This is a genomic window from Pandoraea iniqua, from assembly GCF_902459685.1.
GTDB classification, from domain to species: Bacteria; Pseudomonadota; Gammaproteobacteria; order Burkholderiales; family Burkholderiaceae; genus Pandoraea; species Pandoraea iniqua.
On the sequence record NZ_CABPSF010000006.1, the window covers coordinates 95,072 to 114,152 of the forward strand.

Here is a 19,081-nt window from a genome sequence, read left to right on the forward strand (position 1 = left end):
TTTTGCCATGCTAGATCAACGTGCGCAGACTCTCCTCAAAACCCTGATCGAACGGTACATCGCCGATGGCCAACCGGTCGGTTCGCGCACGCTTTCCCGTTATTCAGGCCTCGATCTCTCTCCGGCGACCATCCGCAACGTGATGGCCGACCTTGAGGCGCTGGGCTTTGTGGCCAGCCCCCATACGTCTGCCGGTCGAATCCCCACGCCGCGCGCCTATCGCCTCTTCGTCGACACCATGCTCTCCGTGAGCCCGCTCGAAGACGCCGTGCATCGCCTTGCGTCGCAGGTGCAAAATCGCCTGCAACCGGCCGGACCGCAGCAACTGGTGGCGTCTGCCGCGCAGGTGCTGTCCAACCTGTCGCAATTCGCCGGCGTGGTGCTGACCCCGCGGCGCAGTCAGGTTTTCCGCCAGATCGAATTCCTGCGCTTGTCCGAAAAACGCGTGCTGCTCATCATCGTCACCCCCGACGGCGACGTGCAAAACCGCATCATCCTCACTGAAAAAGACTACTCGCCCGCCCAACTGGTCGAAGCCGGCAACTATCTGAACGCCCATTTCGGCGGTCACAGCTTCGACGATGTGCGCGCTTACTTGCGTGGCGAGCTCGATGCACTGCGATCCGACATGAGCGCGCTGATGCAGGCGGCGGTCGATGCCGGCAGCGATGCCATGGCCGACACCACGCGCGAAGAGAGCGTGCTGATCTCCGGCGAGCGCAACCTGCTCGGTGTCGAAGACCTGTCGTCCAGCATGGAACGGTTGCGCAAGCTGTTCGACGTGTTCGAGTCGAAGACTGGCCTGCTGCAACTGCTCGACGTGTCGAGCCGGGCGCAGGGCGTGCAGATCTTCATCGGCGGCGAGTCGAGTCTGGTGCCCATCGAAGAGATGACCGTCGTCACCGCGCCGTACGAAGTGGACGGCGAGGTGGTCGGTACGCTGGGCGTGATCGGCCCGACGCGCATGGCCTACGAGCGCGTGATTCCGATCGTCGATATCACGGCCAAGCTGCTTTCCAACGCGCTCAGCCAGCATTGAGCTGGGTGCGGGCGCACGCGAGATCCGCCAGATTCACCGGATTCACCGGATTTGCCCGCATTTCCGTGCCTCCCCGCCGCCTTCGCGTTACAAACCCGTAGCATTCATTTACACGCTGTCACAAGCGGCAGGCTTACGCTCAAGGTGTCACTTACGGCGGGGTGAAAGGGCTGGTTGACTCGCCGAAGGATTCGGACAGAACAACAAGGCGGCACGCAGCACACGCGACGCATGCGGGTCCGCCGGAAGGGCCGGGAGTCGGTATGAAACCCCTGAATTCATGGCGGACCGTGGTTCGCTTAGTTGGCGCCGGGCTGATGTTCGGCGCCATCGGTGCGCTGGTGGCGCCCGCGCTGGCACAAGCCCAGAGCGCCGACCCGCCCGGACGCGTGGCGCGGCTCGGCGAGTTCGACGGCACCGTGACCTACGCGCCCGCCGGTACCACCGACTGGCGTTATGCCGACCGCAATCGCCCGCTCACCACCGGTGACGCCGTCTGGGTCGACCGCAACAGCCGCGCCGAGATGCATGTGGGCGGCACGGCAGTGCGCATCGGCGCCTCCACCAGTGTCACGCTGTCGGCCGTGACGGACCAGAATGTGCAACTGAACGTAACGCAAGGCACTGTCGGCTTGCGTCTGCGCAGCTACGATCCCAACCAACCTTACGAAATCGATACGCCCAATCTCGCCTTCGTGCCGCAGCAGGCCGGCGAGTACCGCATCGACGTCGATCCGAATGGCGTGACGACGGTCAGCGTGTGGCAAGGCGCGGGCACCGTGTACGGACAGGGCGCCTCGGTGCCGCTGCGTCAGGGGCAGCGTGTCGCCTTCACCGGCCAGAACCTTGTGCAGCAACCGACCGGGCCGCTGGCCGCCGACACGTTCGATCAATGGGTGCGTGAGCGCGATGCCCGCGAAGACGCCTCGGTGTCCGCCCGCTATGTGCCGCGCGACATGACCGGGTTCGAAAGCCTCGACGATTACGGCTCGTGGCAAGGCACGCCGACCTACGGCGCCGTGTGGGTGCCGTCGAGCGTGCCGTCCGGCTGGGCGCCGTATCGCACGGGGCACTGGGTCTGGGTCGATCCGTGGGGCTGGACGTGGGTGGACGAAGCGCCGTGGGGCTTCGCGCCTTATCACTATGGCCGCTGGGCGTACGTCGATACGCGCTGGTGCTGGGTGCCGGGGCCGGTGGCGGTGCGTCCGGTGTACGCGCCGGCACTCGTCGGCTGGGTCGGCGGCAGCAGCGGCGGCAATCAATGGGGCGTGGCGTTTGCCGCAGGCGGCGTCGGGCTGGCATGGTTCGCACTTGGACCGCACGACCCGTATCGCCCGGCGTATCACGCCAGTTCGTCGTACGTCACCAACATCAATCGTTCGACGGTGATCAGCACGACCAACATCAACAACATCAATAACGTCCACAACGTTACGAACATCAACAACATCTACGTGAACCGCAACGTGCGCGGTGCCGTGTCGACCATGCCCGCGCAAGCCTTCGTACAGGGCCGCCCGGTCGGCGCGCCGACGGCACTGGCCGCGCCGCGTGCCGGTCAGAACTGGCGCGTGGGCAACACGCCGGGTGTGGCGCCGGTGCAGCAGAGTCTGGTGGGCAACAGCCGTCCGGCCGCAGGGGTGCCGCCGATGGCCGCGTTCAACCGCCCGGTGCTGGCGACACGTGCGCCTGTGGTGCGTCCGGTGGCGTCGCGTGAGCTGACGAGCAACCTGCATGCCGTGCCGAATGCCGGCGGCACGCCGCTGGCGTTCACACCGAACAACCGTCCGGGCGCTGCCGCACCGCAAGCGCATGTTCAGCCGCGCGTGACCGTGGTCGGGACGCGTGGGCCAGTGGGCGCTCCGATCGGGCAGAACGGGCCGAATGGTTCGAATGGCCCGAATGGTCCGAACGGTGCGCAACCCGCGCTGAACCATATCGGTGCGCTGCCTGCCACTGGCGCCGTGCCAGCGATGCATGGCGCACCGGGTGTGCCGGGGCAGCCCGGGGTACCGGGTGTACCGGGTGTACCGGGCGTACCGGGTGTCCCCGGTCAGCCGGGCGTGCCGAACCGGGCAGGTGAACCGGGGGTGCCGCATCCGCCCGGCGTGCCGGGTCAGATGGGGCAGCCGGGCCGTCTGGAACAGCCGACGGTTCGCGGCGAAGTGAATGGTCAACCGGGTCAGCCGGGGCAGCGCGGACAGCAGGCCGTACCGGGCCAACTGGGCCAGCCGGGGCAGCCGGTTCAATCGGGGCAGCCGGGCCAGCCGGGACATGACGCGGCGCAGCGCGACATGCAGATGCACCGCCAGAATCCGGCCTCACCGACCGCGCCGACAGCACCGGCAGCCCAGCCGCAGCGTCCGGAACCCAACGACGCCGAGGCGGCGCGACGCCCGCAGCAGTATCAGTCGCGTCCGCAGGCCCAGCGTCCGGAACCGCAGCCGTTCCAGCAACCGGCGCAGCCGCAGCCTCGCGTGCAGCCGCAGGCGCCGCAAGCACCGCAGGAGCACGTGCAGCCGCAACCGCGTCCGCAACCGCAGTCGCAGCCGCAGGAGCACCCGCAGGCCGCCCCGCGTCCGCAGCCTCAGGAACGTCCGCAACCGCAAGAGCGCCCGCAACCTCAGGAACGTCCGCAACCGGCACCGCGTCCGCAGCCGCAGGAACACTCGCAGCCGCGACCGGCCCCGAAGGAAAACAAACCCGAGGCGCACGCGCCGGCGCATGAAGGCCAGCACCCGTCGGCCGAACATCGTCCGGTCCACGAAGACGACCATCAGCACGGCTGATCGGACGCACACCCAGCCGCCGCCCCGCATGAACTGGGGCAACCGGGGTAACCGGGGTGGTGGCTGGCGCTGATTGCCGCGCCGGATTTCGTCCCAGTTTGCGGTAAAGTACGCCTCATGCGCTTCGATCCCGAACCTATTTCGCATGGCCAGTCCGGCAAGACCGCCGTTCTGCTGATCAACCTCGGCACCCCCGACGAGCCGCGTCCGGCGGCCGTGCGCCGATACCTGCGCGAGTTTTTGTCCGACCCGCGCGTGGTGGAAATTCCCCCGCTCATCTGGCAGCCGCTGCTGCGTCTCGTGATCCTGCCGTTCCGCTCGCGCCAGTCGGCGCAGAAGTACGCCACGGTCTGGACGCGCGAGGGCTCGCCGCTCAAGGTCAACACCGAGCACCAGACCACCGCGCTGCGTAACCTGCTGCACGCAAACGACTACGACGTGGTCGTCGACTACGCCATGCGGTACGGCAATCCGTCGATTCCCGACCGTATTCGCGCGCTGCGTCAGAGCGGCGTCGAGCGCATTCTGCTGCTGCCGCTGTATCCGCAGTATTCGAGCAGCACGACGGCCACGGCTACCGACGCGGTGTATCGCGTGCTGGCCCGTCTGCGCAACCAGCCCGACGTGCGCACGGTGCGCGACTATCACGACCATCCTGCCTATATCGAGGCACTGCGCCAGCAAGTGGAAGGCTACTGGCAGCAGCACGGCCGCCCCGACTTCGCCGCCGGCGAGCGCCTGCTGCTGAGTTTTCACGGTGTGCCGCGCCGCACGCTCGATCTGGGCGATCCGTACCACGATCAGTGTGTGAAAACCGCACGCCTGCTGGCCGCGGCGCTCGGCCTCGACGAGACGACCTGCCGTCTCACGTTCCAGTCGCGCTTCGGCAAAGCCGAATGGCTTCAGCCGTACACGGCGCCGACGCTCGAAGAACTGGGCCGTGGCGGCACGCCGCGCGTGGACGTGTTCTGCCCGGGCTTCACGTCCGACTGTCTCGAAACGCTCGAAGAAATCAATATGGAAGGCCGCCACATTTACGAGGCGGCGGGTGGCAAGGCATTCCACTTCATTCCCTGCCTGAACGGCGCGAGCGCATGGATTACGGCGCTGGGCGAGATCGCCGCGCGCAATCTGCAAGGCTGGCCGGTGCTGTCTCCTGAAGGTCAGGCGGACGCCGCCGTTGCCGCAGCGGCATCCACGCGGGCCCGTCAGGTCGCGGCCGTGGCGGCGTTCGACGAAGCGAATGCGGCGGCCAACCCCGGAGCGCGCGCATGACGGTGAAGGTCGACGATTCTGCCCACGCCGCCACGCGTATCGACAAATGGCTGTGGGCGGCACGCTTCTTCAAGACCCGTTCGCTCGCCACACAGGCGGTGGATCGCGGTCGCGTGCTGTGCAACGAAGTGCGCGTGAAACCGGCGCGCGACGTGCGTCCCGGCGACATCCTGTCGGTCGATAACGGCAGCACGCGCTGGGAAGTCCGCGTCAAGGCGATTGCCGAGGTGCGCGGCTCCGCGCCCATCGCCCAGTCGCTCTACGAGGAAACCGAAGCCAGTATTCGTGCGCGAGCCGAGGAAAGTGAGCGCCGGCAACTGTTTCAGGAGCCGGCGGCGCAGATGCACGGCCGCCCGACCAAGCGTGACCGCCGCCGCATCGGCGGGCTGGGCGACTAGTTCGTTTCCCTGTTTTCAATGCCCGAATGAACGCCGCCGCCGGCAAAATGCGCGGCGGCGGACGAGAGGGAGCGGAAATGAACCAGGGCAGTCGGGAAAACGGTAAGACGGTGAGACAGGCAAGTCCGGAAAATCGACGGCTAACGGGGCGTCCAGCGGGGTCCGGTCAGACTGGGATCAGCGCGTAGGTAACCCGTTCGAAGACTGGTGGGCTGGCACGCCCGGCATGTCGACATAATGGTTCAGCACCGCGCGCACGCCACCATATTCGGTGTCGCGCCGGGTGACTGCACCGGACAGGCAGATCGTAATCGTTACCATCGTCACCAACGCAAGGATGAAGACGACAGCCAGTGGCAGCTTCATGATGCGCTCCTAACGCTACATAACGCTCAACGGGACGGGGGGTGTCCGGCGAGCGGCCGGGTCCAGAAATCGGCACAACTCCTGACTGGACCGTAATTCATGTTAGGTCGCAGCAACGGCCGATACAATAGAGGACTCGTAACGCGTGTAACCGGATATTTTTCGGCACGCCGCGCGCACCGACACGGGGCACAGAATGCCCACCCACTCTTGAAATCGGTGTGAACGCCCCTACTATCCAAAGGGATTTGAACCGGTGGCGCATCGTCGTGGTGCGCTGCAAGAACCTTTTGACGACTCATTCTCATGACTGAACAGCAAAACACTCCCGACCAGCCGATTCCGTCCCAGGCCGACGCGGCCCCGACCGACGCTGCGGGCGCGACCGACGCGCTGCCCTCGGTCGAGGCGCTGCTGCTTGCCGCACAGGCCGAAGCGGCCGACCTCCGCGACCAGCTCCTGCGGGCGCGCGCCGAGACCGAGAACATCCGCCGCCGGTCGCAGGAAGACGTGACCAAGGCCCACAAATTTGCCGTGGAATCCTTCGCCGAGAACCTCCTGCCGGTGATCGACAGTCTGGAAGCCGCCGCCGCCGACACGAGCGGCGACGTGACCAAGCTGCAAGAAGGCGTGCAACTGACGCTGCGCCAGTTGCTGGCGGCGCTGGAGCGCGGCCGGGTCAGCGTGATCGACCCGGCAGGCGCCAAGTTCGACCCGCATCAGCATCAGGCCATCTCGATGGTGCCGGCCGATCAGGAGCCGAACACCGTCGTGCAAGTGCTTCAGAAGGGTTACCTGATTTCCGAGCGCGTGCTGCGCCCGGCGCTGGTGACCGTCGCCGCCGCCAAGTAAGGCGGGCGGTGAGCAGCCAGCATCAAGTAGGACTGCAATAAGCCGGAAATCTGCTCAAAAAACGAGCAGCACCGGCAGGAAGGCATCCAGAACGACCGAGCTTGTCATGACATCATGGCAAGCTTTGGTTTTTTCAGGATGGGCGGCACGGCGCGGGCATGGCAACACGGTGCCCGTAGACGATCAGCGGATCAGCAGCAAATTCGGCAACAACGACATCATGGCAAGCGATCTTACGGGCATGCGCGGCGTAGACGGCACGGCTTTCGAGGCATTCTCGATGCGCGAGCTGACGGCGGCGACGTTCGACGAGGGCTTGCTGGCGGCGGGCGACGGACTCGCCGTGGTGTTTTTCTGGGGCGTCGACTGCTTTAACTGCGAAGTCGCCAAGAAAACCATGCTGTCGCAGCGTGAGGCCATCGAAGCGCTGGATTTGCGCTGGTTTCACGCCAATGTGTATGCCGATATGGCGCTGGGCCGGCGTTTCGCGCTGCACGGGGTGCCGACGTTTTTCTTCTTCCATCACGGTAAGAAACTGGGCCGGGCGACCGGCTGGCAGGGCTTGCCCCAGTTCCGGCTGGCGGTAGCCGCCGCCCGCGAGAAGATCGCGGCGGCCGGGGGCAAAACCGGACCGCAAGAAGGGTCTTGAAAAGCACCGCGCGGCACCCATATGTCGTGCAGATCAATGAATTGAACGGGCCACAGGCCTGACGGAAAGACGCAAAGGACGCTAGGAGAAATTTTATGGGCAAGATTATCGGTATCGACTTGGGCACCACGAACTCGTGCGTGGCCGTGATGGAAGGCAATCAGGTCAAGATCATTGAAAACGCGGAAGGTGCTCGCACCACGCCGTCGATCATCGCTTATGTCGAAGACGGCGAGATTCTGGTCGGCGCGCCGGCCAAGCGTCAGGCAGTGACCAACCCGCGTAACACGCTGTACGCGGTGAAGCGCCTGATTGGCCGCCGTTTCGAAGAAAAAGAAGTGCAGAAGGACATCGGCCTGATGCCCTACAAGATCGTCAAGGCCGACAACGGCGACGCATGGGTGGAAGCGCGCGACCAGAAACTGGCCCCGCCGCAGGTTTCCGCCGAAGTGCTGCGCAAGATGAAGAAGACCGCCGAAGACTATCTGGGCGAGCCGGTCACGGAAGCCGTGATCACGGTGCCGGCATACTTCAACGACAGCCAGCGCCAAGCTACCAAGGACGCAGGCCGCATCGCCGGTCTGGAAGTCAAGCGCATCATCAACGAGCCGACCGCCGCCGCACTGGCTTTCGGTCTGGACAAGAAAGAAGGCGGCGACCGCAAGATTGCCGTGTATGACCTGGGTGGCGGCACGTTCGACATCTCGATCATCGAAATTGCCGATGTGGACGGCGAGCACCAGTTCGAAGTGCTGTCGACCAACGGCGACACGTTCCTGGGCGGCGAAGACTTCGACCAACGCATCATCGACTACATCATCGGCGAGTTCAAGAAAGAACAAGGCGTCGATCTGTCGAAGGACGTGCTGGCGCTGCAACGCCTGAAGGAAGCCGCTGAAAAGGCCAAGATCGAACTGTCGTCGGCCCAGCAGACCGAAATCAACCTGCCGTACATCACGGCTGACGCCTCGGGTCCGAAGCACTTGAACCTGAAGATCACGCGCGCCAAACTCGAAGCGCTGGTCGAAGAGCTGATCGAACGCACGATCGAGCCTTGCCGTCTGGCCATCAAGGATGCCGGCGTGAAGGTGAGCGACATCGACGACGTGATTCTGGTCGGTGGTATGACCCGTATGCCGAAGGTGCAGGACAAGGTGAAGGAGTTCTTCGGCAAGGAACCGCGTAAGGACGTGAACCCGGACGAAGCCGTGGCCGCAGGTGCCTCGATTCAAGGTTCGGTGCTCTCGGGCGATCGCAAGGACGTGCTGCTGCTCGACGTGACCCCGCTGTCGCTGGGTATCGAAACGCTGGGCGGCGTGATGACCAAGATGATCACGAAGAACACCACGATCCCGACGAAGCACTCGCAAGTGTTCTCGACGGCTGACGACAATCAGCCGGCCGTGACGATCAAGGTGTATCAGGGTGAGCGCGAGATGGCCGCCGGCAACAAGTCGCTGGGCGAGTTCAACCTCGAAGGCATTCCGCCGGCCGCCCGTGGCACGCCGCAGATCGAAGTGACCTTCGACATCGACGCCAACGGTATTTTGCACGTGGGCGCCAAGGACAAGGCCACCGGCAAGGAAAACAAGATCGTCATCAAGGCGAACTCGGGTCTGTCGGACGCCGAGATCGAGAAGATGGTCAAGGACGCCGAGCTGAACGCCGAAGAAGACAAGAAGGCCCGCGAACTGGCGGACTCCCGTAACCAAGGCGACGCGCTGGTGCACAGCACCCGCAAGGCGCTGACCGAGTACGGCGACAAGATCGAGGCTTCGGAAAAAGAAGCGATCGAATCGGCCATCACGGCACTCGAAGGCGCACTGCGCAGCTCGGACAAGGCAGATATCGATGCCAAGGTCGAAGCGCTGGGTACTGCGAGCCAGAAGCTCGGCGAAAAGATGTACGCCGACATGCAGGCTCAGGCAGGCGCCGCAGGTGCTGCCGGTGCCGAGCAAGGCAAGCCGCATGACGACAACGTGGTTGACGCCGAAGTGAAGGAAGTCAACGACAAGAAGTAAAGCGTGCATGGCGCGCGGCACAGGCAGGAGTCTGCCGGTGTCGTGCGTATGGGCCGGGTATCGAAGTTCTCCGTACGGAGAATCTCGACCCGGCTTTTTGCCTGATGGCGACATGCGCCAACATTGGAAAGAGTTATGGCCAAACGTGATTACTACGAAGTCCTTGGCGTCGCCAAGAACGCCGACGGCGACGAAATCAAGAAGGCATATCGCAAGCTGGCGATGAAGTACCATCCGGACCGCAATCCGGACAGCAAGGACGCCGAAGAGAAGTTCAAGGAAGTCAAAGAGGCCTACGAGATGCTCTCCGAGCCGGAGAAGCGCGCAGCGTACGACCAGTACGGTCACGCAGGCGTCGACCCGAACATGGGCGGCTTCGGCGGTGCGGGCGGTCAGGGCTACGGTGGCTTTGCCGATGCGTTCGGCGACATCTTCGGCGATATCTTCGGTCAGGGCGGCCCCGGTGGCGGCCGTGGCGGTGGCCGCGGCGGTCCGCAGGTGTATCGCGGTGCCGACCTGCGCTACAACATGGAAATTACGCTGGAGCAGGCTGCCAACGGTTTCGACACGCAGATTCGCGTGCCGAGCTGGGAAGAGTGCGAAGTCTGCCACGGCAACGGCGCCAAGCCGGGCACCAAGCCCGAAACCTGCCCGACCTGTAACGGCTCGGGTTCGGTGCGCATGTCGCAAGGTTTCTTCAGCATTCAGCAGACCTGCCCGAAGTGCCACGGCACGGGCTCGTACATTCCTGAGCCCTGCACCAACTGCCACGGCTCGGGCAAGCTCAAGAAGACCAAGACGCTGGAAATCAAGATTCCGGCGGGTATCGAAGACGGTATGCGCATTCGCTCATCGGGCAACGGTGAGCCGGGTGTGAACGGCGGTCCTGCGGGCGACCTGTATGTGGAAATCCACATCAAGGCGCACAACGTGTTCGAGCGCGACGGCGACGATCTGCACTGCCAGATGCCGATTTCGTACGCGACGGCAGCACTGGGCGGCGACATCGACGCCCCGACGCTGCACGGCAAGGCCACCTTCGAAGTGCCCGAAGGCACGCAGACGGGCAAGACGTTCCGCCTGCGCGGCAAGGGTATCAAGGGGCTGCGCGCGAGCTATCCGGGCGATCTGTACGTGCATGTGCAGGTGGAAACGCCGGTCAAGCTCGACGACAAGCAGAAGCAGATGCTGCGCGACTTCGACGCGTCGCTCAAGGAAGGCGGCGCGCGTCACAGCCCGCAGACCAAGGGCTGGTTCGACCGTGTGAAGCAGTTCTTCGAGTAATTTCATGTCTACTGAAGCGCCCTTGGCCGCGTTCGCACTGTTGGACGACAGTGCAGACCCGGCCGGCGGGGCGCGTCTGTATACCGGGCTCGTACGCGAGGTAACTTGCGACGAGCCCGGTGTGCTTTCCGACGCGCTACGCGAGATTGAAGACGCCACGCGTCACGGCCTGCACGCCGTGCTGCTGGCCGATTACGAATTTGGCGTGCGTCTGGCCGGTGTGCATACCGTGGCAACACGCCGTGCCCCCGGACAATTCCGCGCGCTGCTGTTCCGTGAATTGCAGAAGCTCGATGCCGAGCAGACACAAGCTTGGCTCGCGGCGCAAGAGGGCGCGCCAGATGCCGGCGTCATCGGTCCTGCCGGTGTCGCCGCGCTACAGCGCGACGTCAGCGAGCCCGCCTTCGACGACGCCATCGCACGCATTCACGACTGGCTCTCGCAGGGCGAGTGCTACCAGATCAACTACACGTATCGCCTGAATTTCGATGCCTTCGGCTCGCCGGTCGCGTTGTATCGCCGTCTGCGTGCGCGTCAGCCGGTGCCGTACGGTGCACTGGTGGTGCTGCCCGGTGCGCGCAATGTGGCGGGCCGGGCAATTCTTTCGCTGTCGCCCGAGTTGTTCCTGCGCCATTCGCGCAGGCAACTCGAAGCCAAGCCGATGAAGGGCACGGCGCCCGCCTCGGGCGATGTCGCGAGAGATACCGAACTCAGTGCAGCGTTGGCCGCCGACGAGAAGAACCGCGCCGAGAATCTGATGATCGTGGACTTGCTACGCAACGATCTCGGCCGCATCGCCGTGCCCGGCACGGTCAAGGTGCCGAAGCTGTTCGAAGTCACGCGTTTCGCCAGCGTGTTGCAGATGACCTCGACGGTCACGGCCACGCTGCCCGAACAAATGCCATTTCACGCGGTGCTGCGCGCGCTGTATCCGTGCGGCTCGATCACGGGCGCGCCAAAACATCGCACGATGCAGTTGATTGGCGAGCTGGAATCGTCACCGCGTGGTCTTTACACCGGCGCCATCGGCTGGCTCGACGCGCGAGAGGATGCGCCCGGCGAACTGGGCGACTTCTGCCTGTCGGTCGCGATTCGCACGCTCGAACTCGAATCGCCGCGCACGGACGGCCTGCGCCGTGGGCGGCTTGGCGTCGGCGCGGGGATCGTGCTCGACAGCAAAGCGGACGAAGAGTGGGAAGAGTGCAAACTCAAGGCACGTTTTCTGACCGCGCTCGATCCCGGCTTTGCGATCTTCGAGACGATGCAGGCGACCCGCGACAAGGGCATCGCGCATCTCGATCGTCATCTCGCGCGTTTAGGCAAGTCGGCGCAGTATTTCGGCTTCCGTTTCGACGAAGCTGCACTGCGCACGCAACTGGGCGACGTGGTGAAGACGTTGCCGGAAGACGACACGCATCGCGTGCGTCTGGCGATCTCGCATGACGGCACCCCGGCCATCACGCACGGTGTGCTGACACCGTTGCCTCGCACCGTGAAAGTGCTGCTGGCCGACGCCACCGATGCCACCGGTGCCACCCATACGACACGCGCTGACGATCTGTTCCTGCGTCACAAGACCACCGTGCGCGAGCGCTACGACGCCGCGTGGAAGCACGCCGAAGCCAACGGCGCGTTCGACACGCTGTTCTTCAATGACCGGGGAGAATTGACCGAAGGCGGACGAAGCAGTGTGTTCGTCAAGCTGGGTGGTCAGTGGGTGACACCGCCGCTCACGTGCGGTGTGCTGCCCGGGGTGATGCGAAGTGTGTTGCTCGAAGACCGCGCATTCAACGCGGTCGAAGCGGTGATTACACGCGATGACCTGCTGAGTGCGCAGGCCATCGTCGTGTGCAATGCACTGCGAGGCGTGGTGCCCGCAGTCGTTCAGCTGCCCTGACGCGACGCGATCTGCGGCACGAACAGGTCGCTCCACTTCGCCGGACGCGTCTTGATCGTGCCCGCGCGGCCCATAAACTCGACGTACTGCATCAGGCCATTGGGCGTCGTGGTGAATTGCAGGCCGGGGTCGGCAATCATCTGCTCGATTTCGGCTTGCGGCAGGTTCATTTTCGACACGCGCAGGAAGGTCTGCGCGGCGCCCACGTGATCCTTCGCGATATAGGCGGCCGCCTCTTCCTGTGCGGCGAGGATGGCCTGCACCAGCTTCGGATTCTGCACCGTGAACTGTTTCGGCGCGAACACCACGTCAATCGTGATGTTGCCGAGCACGTCGGTCGAGTTGAGCACGCGCTTGATACGCGGATCCTTCAGTTCCTGATACGAGAACGGCGGCGACGTGAAGTGCGCGGTGATTTCCGTCTTGCCTGAGAGCAGGGCGCTCACGGCTTCCGGATGGCTCAGGCTGACCGTTTGCGGGTCGAGCTTCGCATAGTTCTCGATGCCGAACGTCTTGGCCACGGCCATTTGCAGCAGCACGGCGGAGAGCGACGTCTTGATGCCCGGAATCGCGATCTTGTCCTTCGACGTGAAGTCCTTGAGTGACTTGATGTTCGGGTTGTTCGTGTTCAGCCAGAGCGGGCCGGTCGACAGCGCTGAGAGACCGATCACTTCCGAGCGCGGAATGCCGTGCGCCTTCGACCACAGCGTGATGAAGCCGGGCGCGCCCGTGCCTGCCACGTCGAGGTTGCCGGCGAGCATGGCGTCGTTGATCACGTTGCCGCCGTCGAGGATCGTCCACGTGGTTTTCACGTCACCCAGCCCCAAGGCCTTCGCGTGCTTCTCGACGAGATGCTGATCGCGCATGACCATCAGCGGCAGATAAAGAATGCCGTAGCCGTGCGAGAGGCGCACGGTGCTGGCTTCGGCATGGGCCAGATTGCCGACAGTGGAAAGTGCCGTCGTGGCGGCCAGCGCAAGGGTGCTGACCCAGCGCGTGAAATGACGTCGATTCATGGTGTGCTTGTCTCCGGATCGTTGGAATTATTCACGCCCCCGCCAGTAAATCAAGCGCAGGCGCGGTACTTATCAATCAGTCAGTCGCTCAATCAGTGCTGCATGCCCCAGCGGTGCAGCGTGCGCTTCTCGATGCGCGCAAACAGCAGGTTCTCTACCGCCAGACCAATCAGAATCACGAAGAACAGGCCGGCGAACACGTTGGCCGTCTCCAGCGAATTGCGGTTCTCGAAGATGTACCAGCCGAGGCCGCCCGACCCCGACGACACCCCGAACACGAGTTCGGCGGCGATCAGCGTGCGCCACGCAAACGCCCAGCCCACCTTCAGGCCGGTGAGAATGCTCGGGAACGCGGCCGGAATCAGCACGTGCTGCACCAGCGCAAAGCGCTTGAGCCCGTAGTTCTGACCCACCATGCGCAGCGTCTTCGACACGCCGCGAAAGCCGCTGTGCGTGTTGAGCGCCACGGCCCACAGCACCGAGTGCACCAGCACGAAAATCACGCTGCCGTTGCCCAGACCGAACCAGATGAGCGCGAGCGGCAGCAGCGCAATCGCGGGCAGCGGGTTGAACATGGCCGTGAGGGTTTCGAGCAAGTCGTTACCGATCTTCGAACTGATGGCCACCGTGGTGAGTATCGCGGCCAGCGCGATACCGATGCCGTAGCCGATCAGCAGGGTCTTGAGCGAGACGACCGCGCGCAGCAGCAACACACCGCTCGTGATACCGCCGACGAAGGCTTCCAGCGTATCGGTAAAGCTCGGGAACAGCAGCGCGTTATCGAGCCAGCGGCCGTAGATTTCCCAGATCAGCGCCAGCACCAGCAGGATGACGGTCTTGCGCAGCCAGCTCAGGCGGTAAAGCGTTTCGAACGTGGAGAGCGGGCGCTGGATCGACGAGAGTTCGGCGGGCACCGGCTCCAGTACGAATTCCGGGCGGAACACGGGCTGGATGCCGGATTTGATGGAGTCGGCAGAAGACGCCGTCGGCGCAGCTTGCACGGGTTGCAACGTTGTCATGGAAATCTCCTCAGTGCGCCGCGAACAGCAGTTGGTCGATACGCGTTTCGAGCGCGCTCTGATGGGCGGTGCCCAGTTGCTCGGGGGCGATGCTGTTGAGTTCGGCCTTGACCTGTCCCGGATGCGGCGAGAGCAGCAGAATGCGCGTGCCAATGCGAATGGCTTCGTCGATGCCGTGGGTGACGAACAACACGGTGAAGCGCGTGTCGTCCCACAGGCGCAGCAACTCGTCCTGCATCTTGCGGCGGGTGAGCGCGTCGAGCGCGGCGAACGGCTCGTCCATGAGCAGCACGTCCGGCTCCATGGCCATGCCGCGTGCAATCGAGACGCGCTGCTTCATGCCGCCCGAGAGCGTGTGCGGATAGCTGTCGATGAACTTGGCCAGCCCGACCTTCTCGATGTAATGCGCGGCGCGATCAGCGGCTTCGCGGCCTTTCAGACGGCCGCTGGCGGTGAGGGCGAATTCGACGTTTTGGCGCACCGTTTTCCACGGCAGCAACTGATCGAACTCCTGAAACACCATCATGCGGTCCGGGCCCGGCTCGGTGACCGTGCGGCCCTTCAGGCGAATTTCGCCATTCACGGGGGGCAGATAGCCGCCGATGGCCTTGAGCAGGGTCGATTTGCCGCAACCGGACGGCCCGAGCAACACGAACCGGTCGCCGGGGTACACGTTGAAGCTGACTTGCTGGGCGGCGGTCACGAGGTAGTCGTCGGTCTTGTACTGAAGCGTGACCTGATCGATTTCCAGCAACGGCTGTGCGCCAGCCGGCACCGGCCCGGCGGCCGGATGGGGGTTGTTGGGCATTGCCTGTCTCCTGATTGATGCTCTTATAATCGGCTCCGATACTAAGCAGCGAAGCTGTAACGAAGCTGACAGGACGCGGTGTGCAGGGGGTGGGATAAACCCTGTGTCGATCGCGCTCCAAGTCGGAAAAGGAGACTTTGTAACCATGCGCATCATGCTGGTGGAAGACACCGTCGATGTGGCGGAAGCGATTGCCACGCAGTTGCGGCGGCTCGGACACGCGCTCGACTGCGAGACGGACGGCGCCTCGGCGGCGGCGCGCATCGGTGACGATTACGATCTGCTGATTCTCGATGTGATGCTGCCGCACGTCGACGGATTGGAGCTGCTTCGGCGTGTGCGCGAACGCGGGCTGTCCACGCGTGTGCTGATGCTCACCGCGTGTGCCGAAATCGAAGAACGCGTGCGCGCACTCGATCTCGGTGCGGACGACTATCTGACCAAACCCTTCGATTTCCGCGAACTGGAAGCGCGCGTACGTGCGCTTATGCGCCGCACCGGGCAGGACGCGACCAATCAACTCGCCTGCGCGAATCTGACGCTCGATCGCAAGAGCCGTGGCGTGGAAATCGACGGACTGCCGGTCGAACTCACGCGTCGCGAAGTGACGTTGCTCGAAATTCTCGCCGCGCGTCCCGGGCGCATCTTCGGCAAAGACGAGTTGATGGATCGCCTCTATGGCGACGAATCGCCGCCGAATGCCAACGCGCTCGAACAATACGTCGCGCGCCTGCGCAAGAAGCTTGCTGCTGCGCAATTCCAGATTCGCACGTTGCGCGGGCTGGGCTACCAACTCGTGCTGTCATGATCGTTCCCGGCCGGTCACTGTATCTACGGCTCGTCGTCCGGATGGGCGTGGTGCTGGCGCTCGCCGTGGCGGCGGTGCTGCTCGGTATCTGGTTCTCCACGCGCGCGGCCGTCGATCGTGCGTATGACCGGTGGTTGCTCGGCAGTGCACTTCAGGTCGCGGAAAACACGTGGTATCAGAACGGTGAAGTGAACGTCGACGTGCCGCTCGCGGCGTTCTCGGCACTCGCGCCCGGCGACCAGATTTTCTATACCGTGCTCGATCCTAACGGGCGCTCGGTCGCGGGCGATTCGGAATTCCGTCCAACGATTCCGTGGGACAAGCTCGCCGACGGCCCCATCGTCGTCGATGGCACGTATCAGGAGATGCCGATTCGCATCGCCATCGTGGGGCGGCGCATGCCGGTCGCGGCAGCGCATCCGTGGGCGGTCGTGGCGATGGCGCACACGCAGAATGCCCGCGTGAGATTCACGCGAAATCTGGCGGATAACACGCTGCTCATTACGATCGCCACAGGCGTGCTGACGCTGCTTGCCGCGCTATGGACACTGCGTCAGGCACTGGCACCGCTCAAGCAAATCGAGACGGCGATTCGCGCGCGTGATTCAAACGATCTCGTGCCGTTGGCGGTCACGGCACCCGCGGAAACACTCGCGTTAGTCGGCGCGATCAACGACTTCATGCAGCGGCTGGCGACCTCGCGTGCGTTGATGCGGCGTGTGATCGGCGACGCGGCGCATCAGTTGCGAACGCCGGTGACGGCGCTCACCGCACAAGCGGAAATGCTGACGCAAACCGATGACGAAACCGCTCGGCAGTCGCACATTGCCCGCATTCAGAAACAGGCACGCGGCTTGGGCGGGCTCATTCATCAGTTGATCAATCACGCGATGGTGCAGCACCGCGCCGATAGCGTGGCGCCGGTGCCTGTCGATCTGGGCGAGCTGTTGCAGGATGCGATGCGCGAGACACTGTCGTATGCCGATCGCGATATCGATTTCTCGCTGCAAATGCCTGAAACCCCGGCGGGTGCAAGTGTACCGGCGATGATCGTGGGCGACGCGCTGAGCTTGCGTGAGGCGATCAAGAACGTGCTGGTCAACGCACTCGCGTACGGCGCGCCGCATCGGTTGTATGTGGACGTGACCGGCGATGGCGATCAGTGGCGCCTGCGTTTCTTCGACGATGGGCCGGGCATTCCCGAGACGGAGTGGCAGCGCGTACGCACGCCGTTTTCGTCACGTGCCGATGGGCGAGAAGGTGCGAGTCTGGGGCTGGCGATGGTGGCCGAAGTGATGCGTGCGCATGGCGGCCAAATGGCCTTCGAGCGCATCGATGGGGAAGGGTTTGCGGTGGTGTTGACGTTGCCGAAGGCGAGCGCTTGACGACGCATGACGGCGCATCAAGGACGTTCGTTCTTACTTATTACCCGGCATCGTTAGCAGAACGTCGTAATAGCTGACGACGTTGTCTTCGCTGCCCTGTGTGATTCGGTTGTACGTTTTCGCCCATGGGGAAAAACGGGTGCCGCCTTCACTTTGCATGCCGGGAAAACGTTGGTCGCCGAGGGTGACCAGACCCCACTGTCCACCGTGATTGCGACGATAGACTTCGCCGATGTAGCTGCCGAAGACCTGCGCATATTGCAGGACTTTGGTGTCGGCGGGTTTGGGGTCTTGTGACACGTAAGCGTCGTGCAGTTTGCCCAGTACCGTCTCGACGCCGGCGATGCTTTTCTCCGATCCGTCGAGGGTCACCGAGTACTGAATCAACGCGTAGCGCACGGCATCCGCAGCATAGTGCTGCGCGGCCGCTTCGATATTCGCGTCGGGCACGAAGGTACTCTGCGTCCCTTGTGCCGCGACGCTTCCGGCGCCTGCAAGCAGGCATGCCGGCAGCACGAGCGTTATCAGTCGTCGCTTGAAAATGCTCGTGCTCATGGCGATTCCCCTCAGAAGCAGTGCTCCGGTGCCGGGAACGTGCCGTGCTTGACCGCCTGCACATAAGCTTCCACCGCAGCGGCGATGCTCGGCTGACCGTCCATGAAGTTCATCGAGAACTTCGGCGACTTGCCGGGGAACACGCCCAGCATATCGTGCAGCACCAGCACCTGACCGTCGCAGTCGGGGCCCGCACCAATGCCGATGGTCGGCATCGTGTGCAACTCGGGCGTGACCTTCGTGGCCAGCGCTGCGGGAATGGCTTCGAGCACCACCAACTGCGCGCCCGCCGCCTGCAAGGCACGCGTGTCGGCAATCAGTTGCTGCCCGGCCGCTTCGTCGCGAGCCTGCACCTTGAACCCCCCGAACGCGTGCACCGACTGCGGCGTGAGACCCAAATGCGCGCACACCGGAATGCTGCGCTCCACCAAGAAGCGCACGGTATCGACCAGCCACGCGCCGCCTTCGATCTTCACCATCTGCGCACCGGCCTGCATGACGGCCACGGCGCTTTGATACGCCTGTTCCTTCGTGCCATACGTGCCGAACGGCAGGTCGGCCACCACCAGCGCTTTGCTGGCGTTACGCGCCACGGTTTCGGTGTGATAGCAGATGTCGCGCAGCGTCACGGGCAGCGTGGTGCGCTGGCCCTGAATCACGTTGCCGAGCGAATCGCCGATCAGCATCACGTCGACGCCCACGCGATCGAGCAGGGCGGCAAAGCTGGCGTCATAGCAGGTGAGCATCGCGATCTTTTCGCCGCGTGCGCGCATGTCGGCAAGCCCGGGGACGGTCACGGCCTTGCGATTGGATTCCTGGAGATAACTCATGTCGGCCTCGGTTCAGGAGGTGTCACTGGCGCGCCGGGCGGGGACGGGTGATGTCGTACGCCCGCGACGACGCATGGATCGGAGAGAGAG

General features: G+C 64.1%; 17 protein-coding genes. 11 read left to right on the forward strand and 6 right to left on the reverse strand.

All coding sequences use genetic code 11. From position 1 onward, the window contains the following. Positions 1 to 7 precede the first annotated feature (7 nt). The 4 genes from hrcA (at position 8) to PIN31009_RS19850 (ending at position 5,501) form a co-directional block, all read left to right on the forward strand. Entirely contained in the window at positions 8 to 1,039 is a 1,032-nt protein-coding gene (gene hrcA / locus PIN31009_RS19835) for a heat-inducible transcriptional repressor HrcA (RefSeq protein WP_058375870.1), read from the forward strand. 263 nt (positions 1,040 to 1,302) lie between these two features. Beyond that, the gene (locus PIN31009_RS19840; protein ID WP_150791372.1) at positions 1,303 to 3,828 is read left to right on the forward strand and encodes a DUF6600 domain-containing protein; all 2,526 of its coding nucleotides are present in this window, start codon (positions 1,303 to 1,305) and stop codon (positions 3,826 to 3,828) included. Positions 3,829 to 3,945: 117 nt separating this feature from the next. Beyond that, the gene (hemH, locus tag PIN31009_RS19845) at positions 3,946 to 5,103 is read left to right on the forward strand and encodes a ferrochelatase (RefSeq protein WP_150791373.1); all 1,158 of its coding nucleotides are present in this window, start codon (positions 3,946 to 3,948) and stop codon (positions 5,101 to 5,103) included. After that, the gene (locus tag PIN31009_RS19850) at positions 5,100 to 5,501 is read left to right on the forward strand and encodes an RNA-binding S4 domain-containing protein (RefSeq protein WP_150791374.1); all 402 of its coding nucleotides are present in this window, start codon (positions 5,100 to 5,102) and stop codon (positions 5,499 to 5,501) included. The genes hemH and PIN31009_RS19850 overlap by 4 nt, the downstream gene beginning before the upstream one ends. Positions 5,502 to 5,678: 177 nt before the next feature. Here the strand turns inward: PIN31009_RS19850 and PIN31009_RS19855 are convergent, their stop codons facing one another. After that, positions 5,679 to 5,867: a hypothetical protein gene (locus PIN31009_RS19855; protein WP_306439732.1), complete on the reverse strand. Its 189-nt coding sequence runs from the start codon at positions 5,865 to 5,867 to the stop codon at positions 5,679 to 5,681. 306 nt (positions 5,868 to 6,173) lie between these two features. Here PIN31009_RS19855 and grpE point away from each other — a divergent pair, with 306 nt between their 5' ends. From grpE to pabB, 5 genes are all read left to right on the forward strand, one after another. Next, complete coding sequence (grpE, locus tag PIN31009_RS19860; protein WP_058375866.1) at positions 6,174 to 6,719, forward strand: nucleotide exchange factor GrpE; 546 nt, start codon at positions 6,174 to 6,176, stop codon at positions 6,717 to 6,719. A 220-nt stretch (positions 6,720 to 6,939) separates the two neighbouring features. Then, entirely contained in the window at positions 6,940 to 7,368 is a 429-nt protein-coding gene (locus PIN31009_RS19865; protein ID WP_246185767.1) for a thioredoxin family protein, read from the forward strand. 95 nt (positions 7,369 to 7,463) lie between these two features. Further along, on the forward strand, positions 7,464 to 9,389 hold the full coding sequence (gene dnaK / locus PIN31009_RS19870) for a molecular chaperone DnaK (protein ID WP_150685820.1): 1,926 nt from the start codon (positions 7,464 to 7,466) through the stop codon (positions 9,387 to 9,389). Between the two features lie 135 nt (positions 9,390 to 9,524). Continuing rightward, the gene (dnaJ, locus tag PIN31009_RS19875) at positions 9,525 to 10,673 is read left to right on the forward strand and encodes a molecular chaperone DnaJ (RefSeq protein WP_087691337.1); all 1,149 of its coding nucleotides are present in this window, start codon (positions 9,525 to 9,527) and stop codon (positions 10,671 to 10,673) included. Between the two features lie 4 nt (positions 10,674 to 10,677). Next, positions 10,678 to 12,570 (forward strand): aminodeoxychorismate synthase component I, encoded by a 1,893-nt coding sequence (gene pabB, locus PIN31009_RS19880; RefSeq protein ID WP_174997296.1) that lies wholly within the window; start codon positions 10,678 to 10,680, stop codon positions 12,568 to 12,570. Here pabB and PIN31009_RS19885 read toward each other — a convergent pair. The 3 genes from PIN31009_RS19885 to PIN31009_RS19895 form a co-directional block, all read right to left on the reverse strand. Beyond that, entirely contained in the window at positions 12,558 to 13,586 is a 1,029-nt protein-coding gene (locus PIN31009_RS19885) for an ABC transporter substrate-binding protein (protein WP_058375862.1), read from the reverse strand. The genes pabB and PIN31009_RS19885 overlap by 13 nt on opposite strands. A 92-nt stretch (positions 13,587 to 13,678) precedes the next feature. After that, the gene (locus PIN31009_RS19890) at positions 13,679 to 14,611 is read right to left on the reverse strand and encodes an ABC transporter permease (protein ID WP_425495503.1); all 933 of its coding nucleotides are present in this window, start codon (positions 14,609 to 14,611) and stop codon (positions 13,679 to 13,681) included. A gap of 4 nt (positions 14,612 to 14,615) precedes the next feature. Continuing rightward, on the reverse strand, positions 14,616 to 15,413 hold the full coding sequence (locus PIN31009_RS19895) for an ABC transporter ATP-binding protein (protein WP_058375861.1): 798 nt from the start codon (positions 15,411 to 15,413) through the stop codon (positions 14,616 to 14,618). Between the two features lie 145 nt (positions 15,414 to 15,558). Here PIN31009_RS19895 and PIN31009_RS19900 point away from each other — a divergent pair, with 145 nt between their 5' ends. After that, complete coding sequence (locus PIN31009_RS19900; protein WP_087691338.1) at positions 15,559 to 16,221, forward strand: response regulator transcription factor; 663 nt, start codon at positions 15,559 to 15,561, stop codon at positions 16,219 to 16,221. After that, complete coding sequence (locus PIN31009_RS19905) at positions 16,218 to 17,606, forward strand: sensor histidine kinase (RefSeq protein WP_150791375.1); 1,389 nt, start codon at positions 16,218 to 16,220, stop codon at positions 17,604 to 17,606. The genes PIN31009_RS19900 and PIN31009_RS19905 overlap by 4 nt, the downstream gene beginning before the upstream one ends. A 33-nt stretch (positions 17,607 to 17,639) precedes the next feature. Here PIN31009_RS19905 and PIN31009_RS19910 read toward each other — a convergent pair whose 3' ends face one another. Both PIN31009_RS19910 and panB read right to left on the reverse strand, forming a co-directional pair. After that, the gene (locus PIN31009_RS19910) at positions 17,640 to 18,161 is read right to left on the reverse strand and encodes a hypothetical protein (protein WP_150791376.1); all 522 of its coding nucleotides are present in this window, start codon (positions 18,159 to 18,161) and stop codon (positions 17,640 to 17,642) included. An 11-nt stretch (positions 18,162 to 18,172) separates the two neighbouring features. Beyond that, positions 18,173 to 18,991 (reverse strand): 3-methyl-2-oxobutanoate hydroxymethyltransferase, encoded by an 819-nt coding sequence (panB, locus tag PIN31009_RS19915; RefSeq protein WP_150791377.1) that lies wholly within the window; start codon positions 18,989 to 18,991, stop codon positions 18,173 to 18,175. Positions 18,992 to 19,081 lie beyond the last annotated feature (90 nt).

Excerpts from the sequence above, each read along its gene's own strand:
- hrcA (WP_058375870.1), top strand. The coding sequence starts at position 8 with ATGCTAGATCAACGTGCGCAGACTCTCCTCAAAACCCTGATCGAACGG.
- PIN31009_RS19855 (WP_306439732.1), bottom strand. The coding sequence starts at position 5,867 with ATGAAGCTGCCACTGGCTGTCGTCTTCATCCTTGCGTTGGTGACGATG.
- dnaK (WP_150685820.1), top strand. The coding sequence starts at position 7,464 with ATGGGCAAGATTATCGGTATCGACTTGGGCACCACGAACTCGTGCGTG.
- PIN31009_RS19865 (WP_246185767.1), top strand. The coding sequence starts at position 6,940 with ATGGCAAGCGATCTTACGGGCATGCGCGGCGTAGACGGCACGGCTTTC.
- PIN31009_RS19840 (WP_150791372.1), top strand. The coding sequence starts at position 1,303 with ATGAAACCCCTGAATTCATGGCGGACCGTGGTTCGCTTAGTTGGCGCC.
- panB (WP_150791377.1), bottom strand. The coding sequence starts at position 18,991 with ATGAGTTATCTCCAGGAATCCAATCGCAAGGCCGTGACCGTCCCCGGG.
- grpE (WP_058375866.1), top strand. The coding sequence starts at position 6,174 with ATGACTGAACAGCAAAACACTCCCGACCAGCCGATTCCGTCCCAGGCC.
- PIN31009_RS19885 (WP_058375862.1), bottom strand. The coding sequence starts at position 13,586 with ATGAATCGACGTCATTTCACGCGCTGGGTCAGCACCCTTGCGCTGGCC.
- PIN31009_RS19850 (WP_150791374.1), top strand. The coding sequence starts at position 5,100 with ATGACGGTGAAGGTCGACGATTCTGCCCACGCCGCCACGCGTATCGAC.
- hemH (WP_150791373.1), top strand. The coding sequence starts at position 3,946 with ATGCGCTTCGATCCCGAACCTATTTCGCATGGCCAGTCCGGCAAGACC.
- PIN31009_RS19900 (WP_087691338.1), top strand. The coding sequence starts at position 15,559 with ATGCGCATCATGCTGGTGGAAGACACCGTCGATGTGGCGGAAGCGATT.
- pabB (WP_174997296.1), top strand. The coding sequence starts at position 10,678 with ATGTCTACTGAAGCGCCCTTGGCCGCGTTCGCACTGTTGGACGACAGT.
- PIN31009_RS19905 (WP_150791375.1), top strand. The coding sequence starts at position 16,218 with ATGATCGTTCCCGGCCGGTCACTGTATCTACGGCTCGTCGTCCGGATG.
- PIN31009_RS19910 (WP_150791376.1), bottom strand. The coding sequence starts at position 18,161 with ATGAGCACGAGCATTTTCAAGCGACGACTGATAACGCTCGTGCTGCCG.
- dnaJ (WP_087691337.1), top strand. The coding sequence starts at position 9,525 with ATGGCCAAACGTGATTACTACGAAGTCCTTGGCGTCGCCAAGAACGCC.
- PIN31009_RS19895 (WP_058375861.1), bottom strand. The coding sequence starts at position 15,413 with ATGCCCAACAACCCCCATCCGGCCGCCGGGCCGGTGCCGGCTGGCGCA.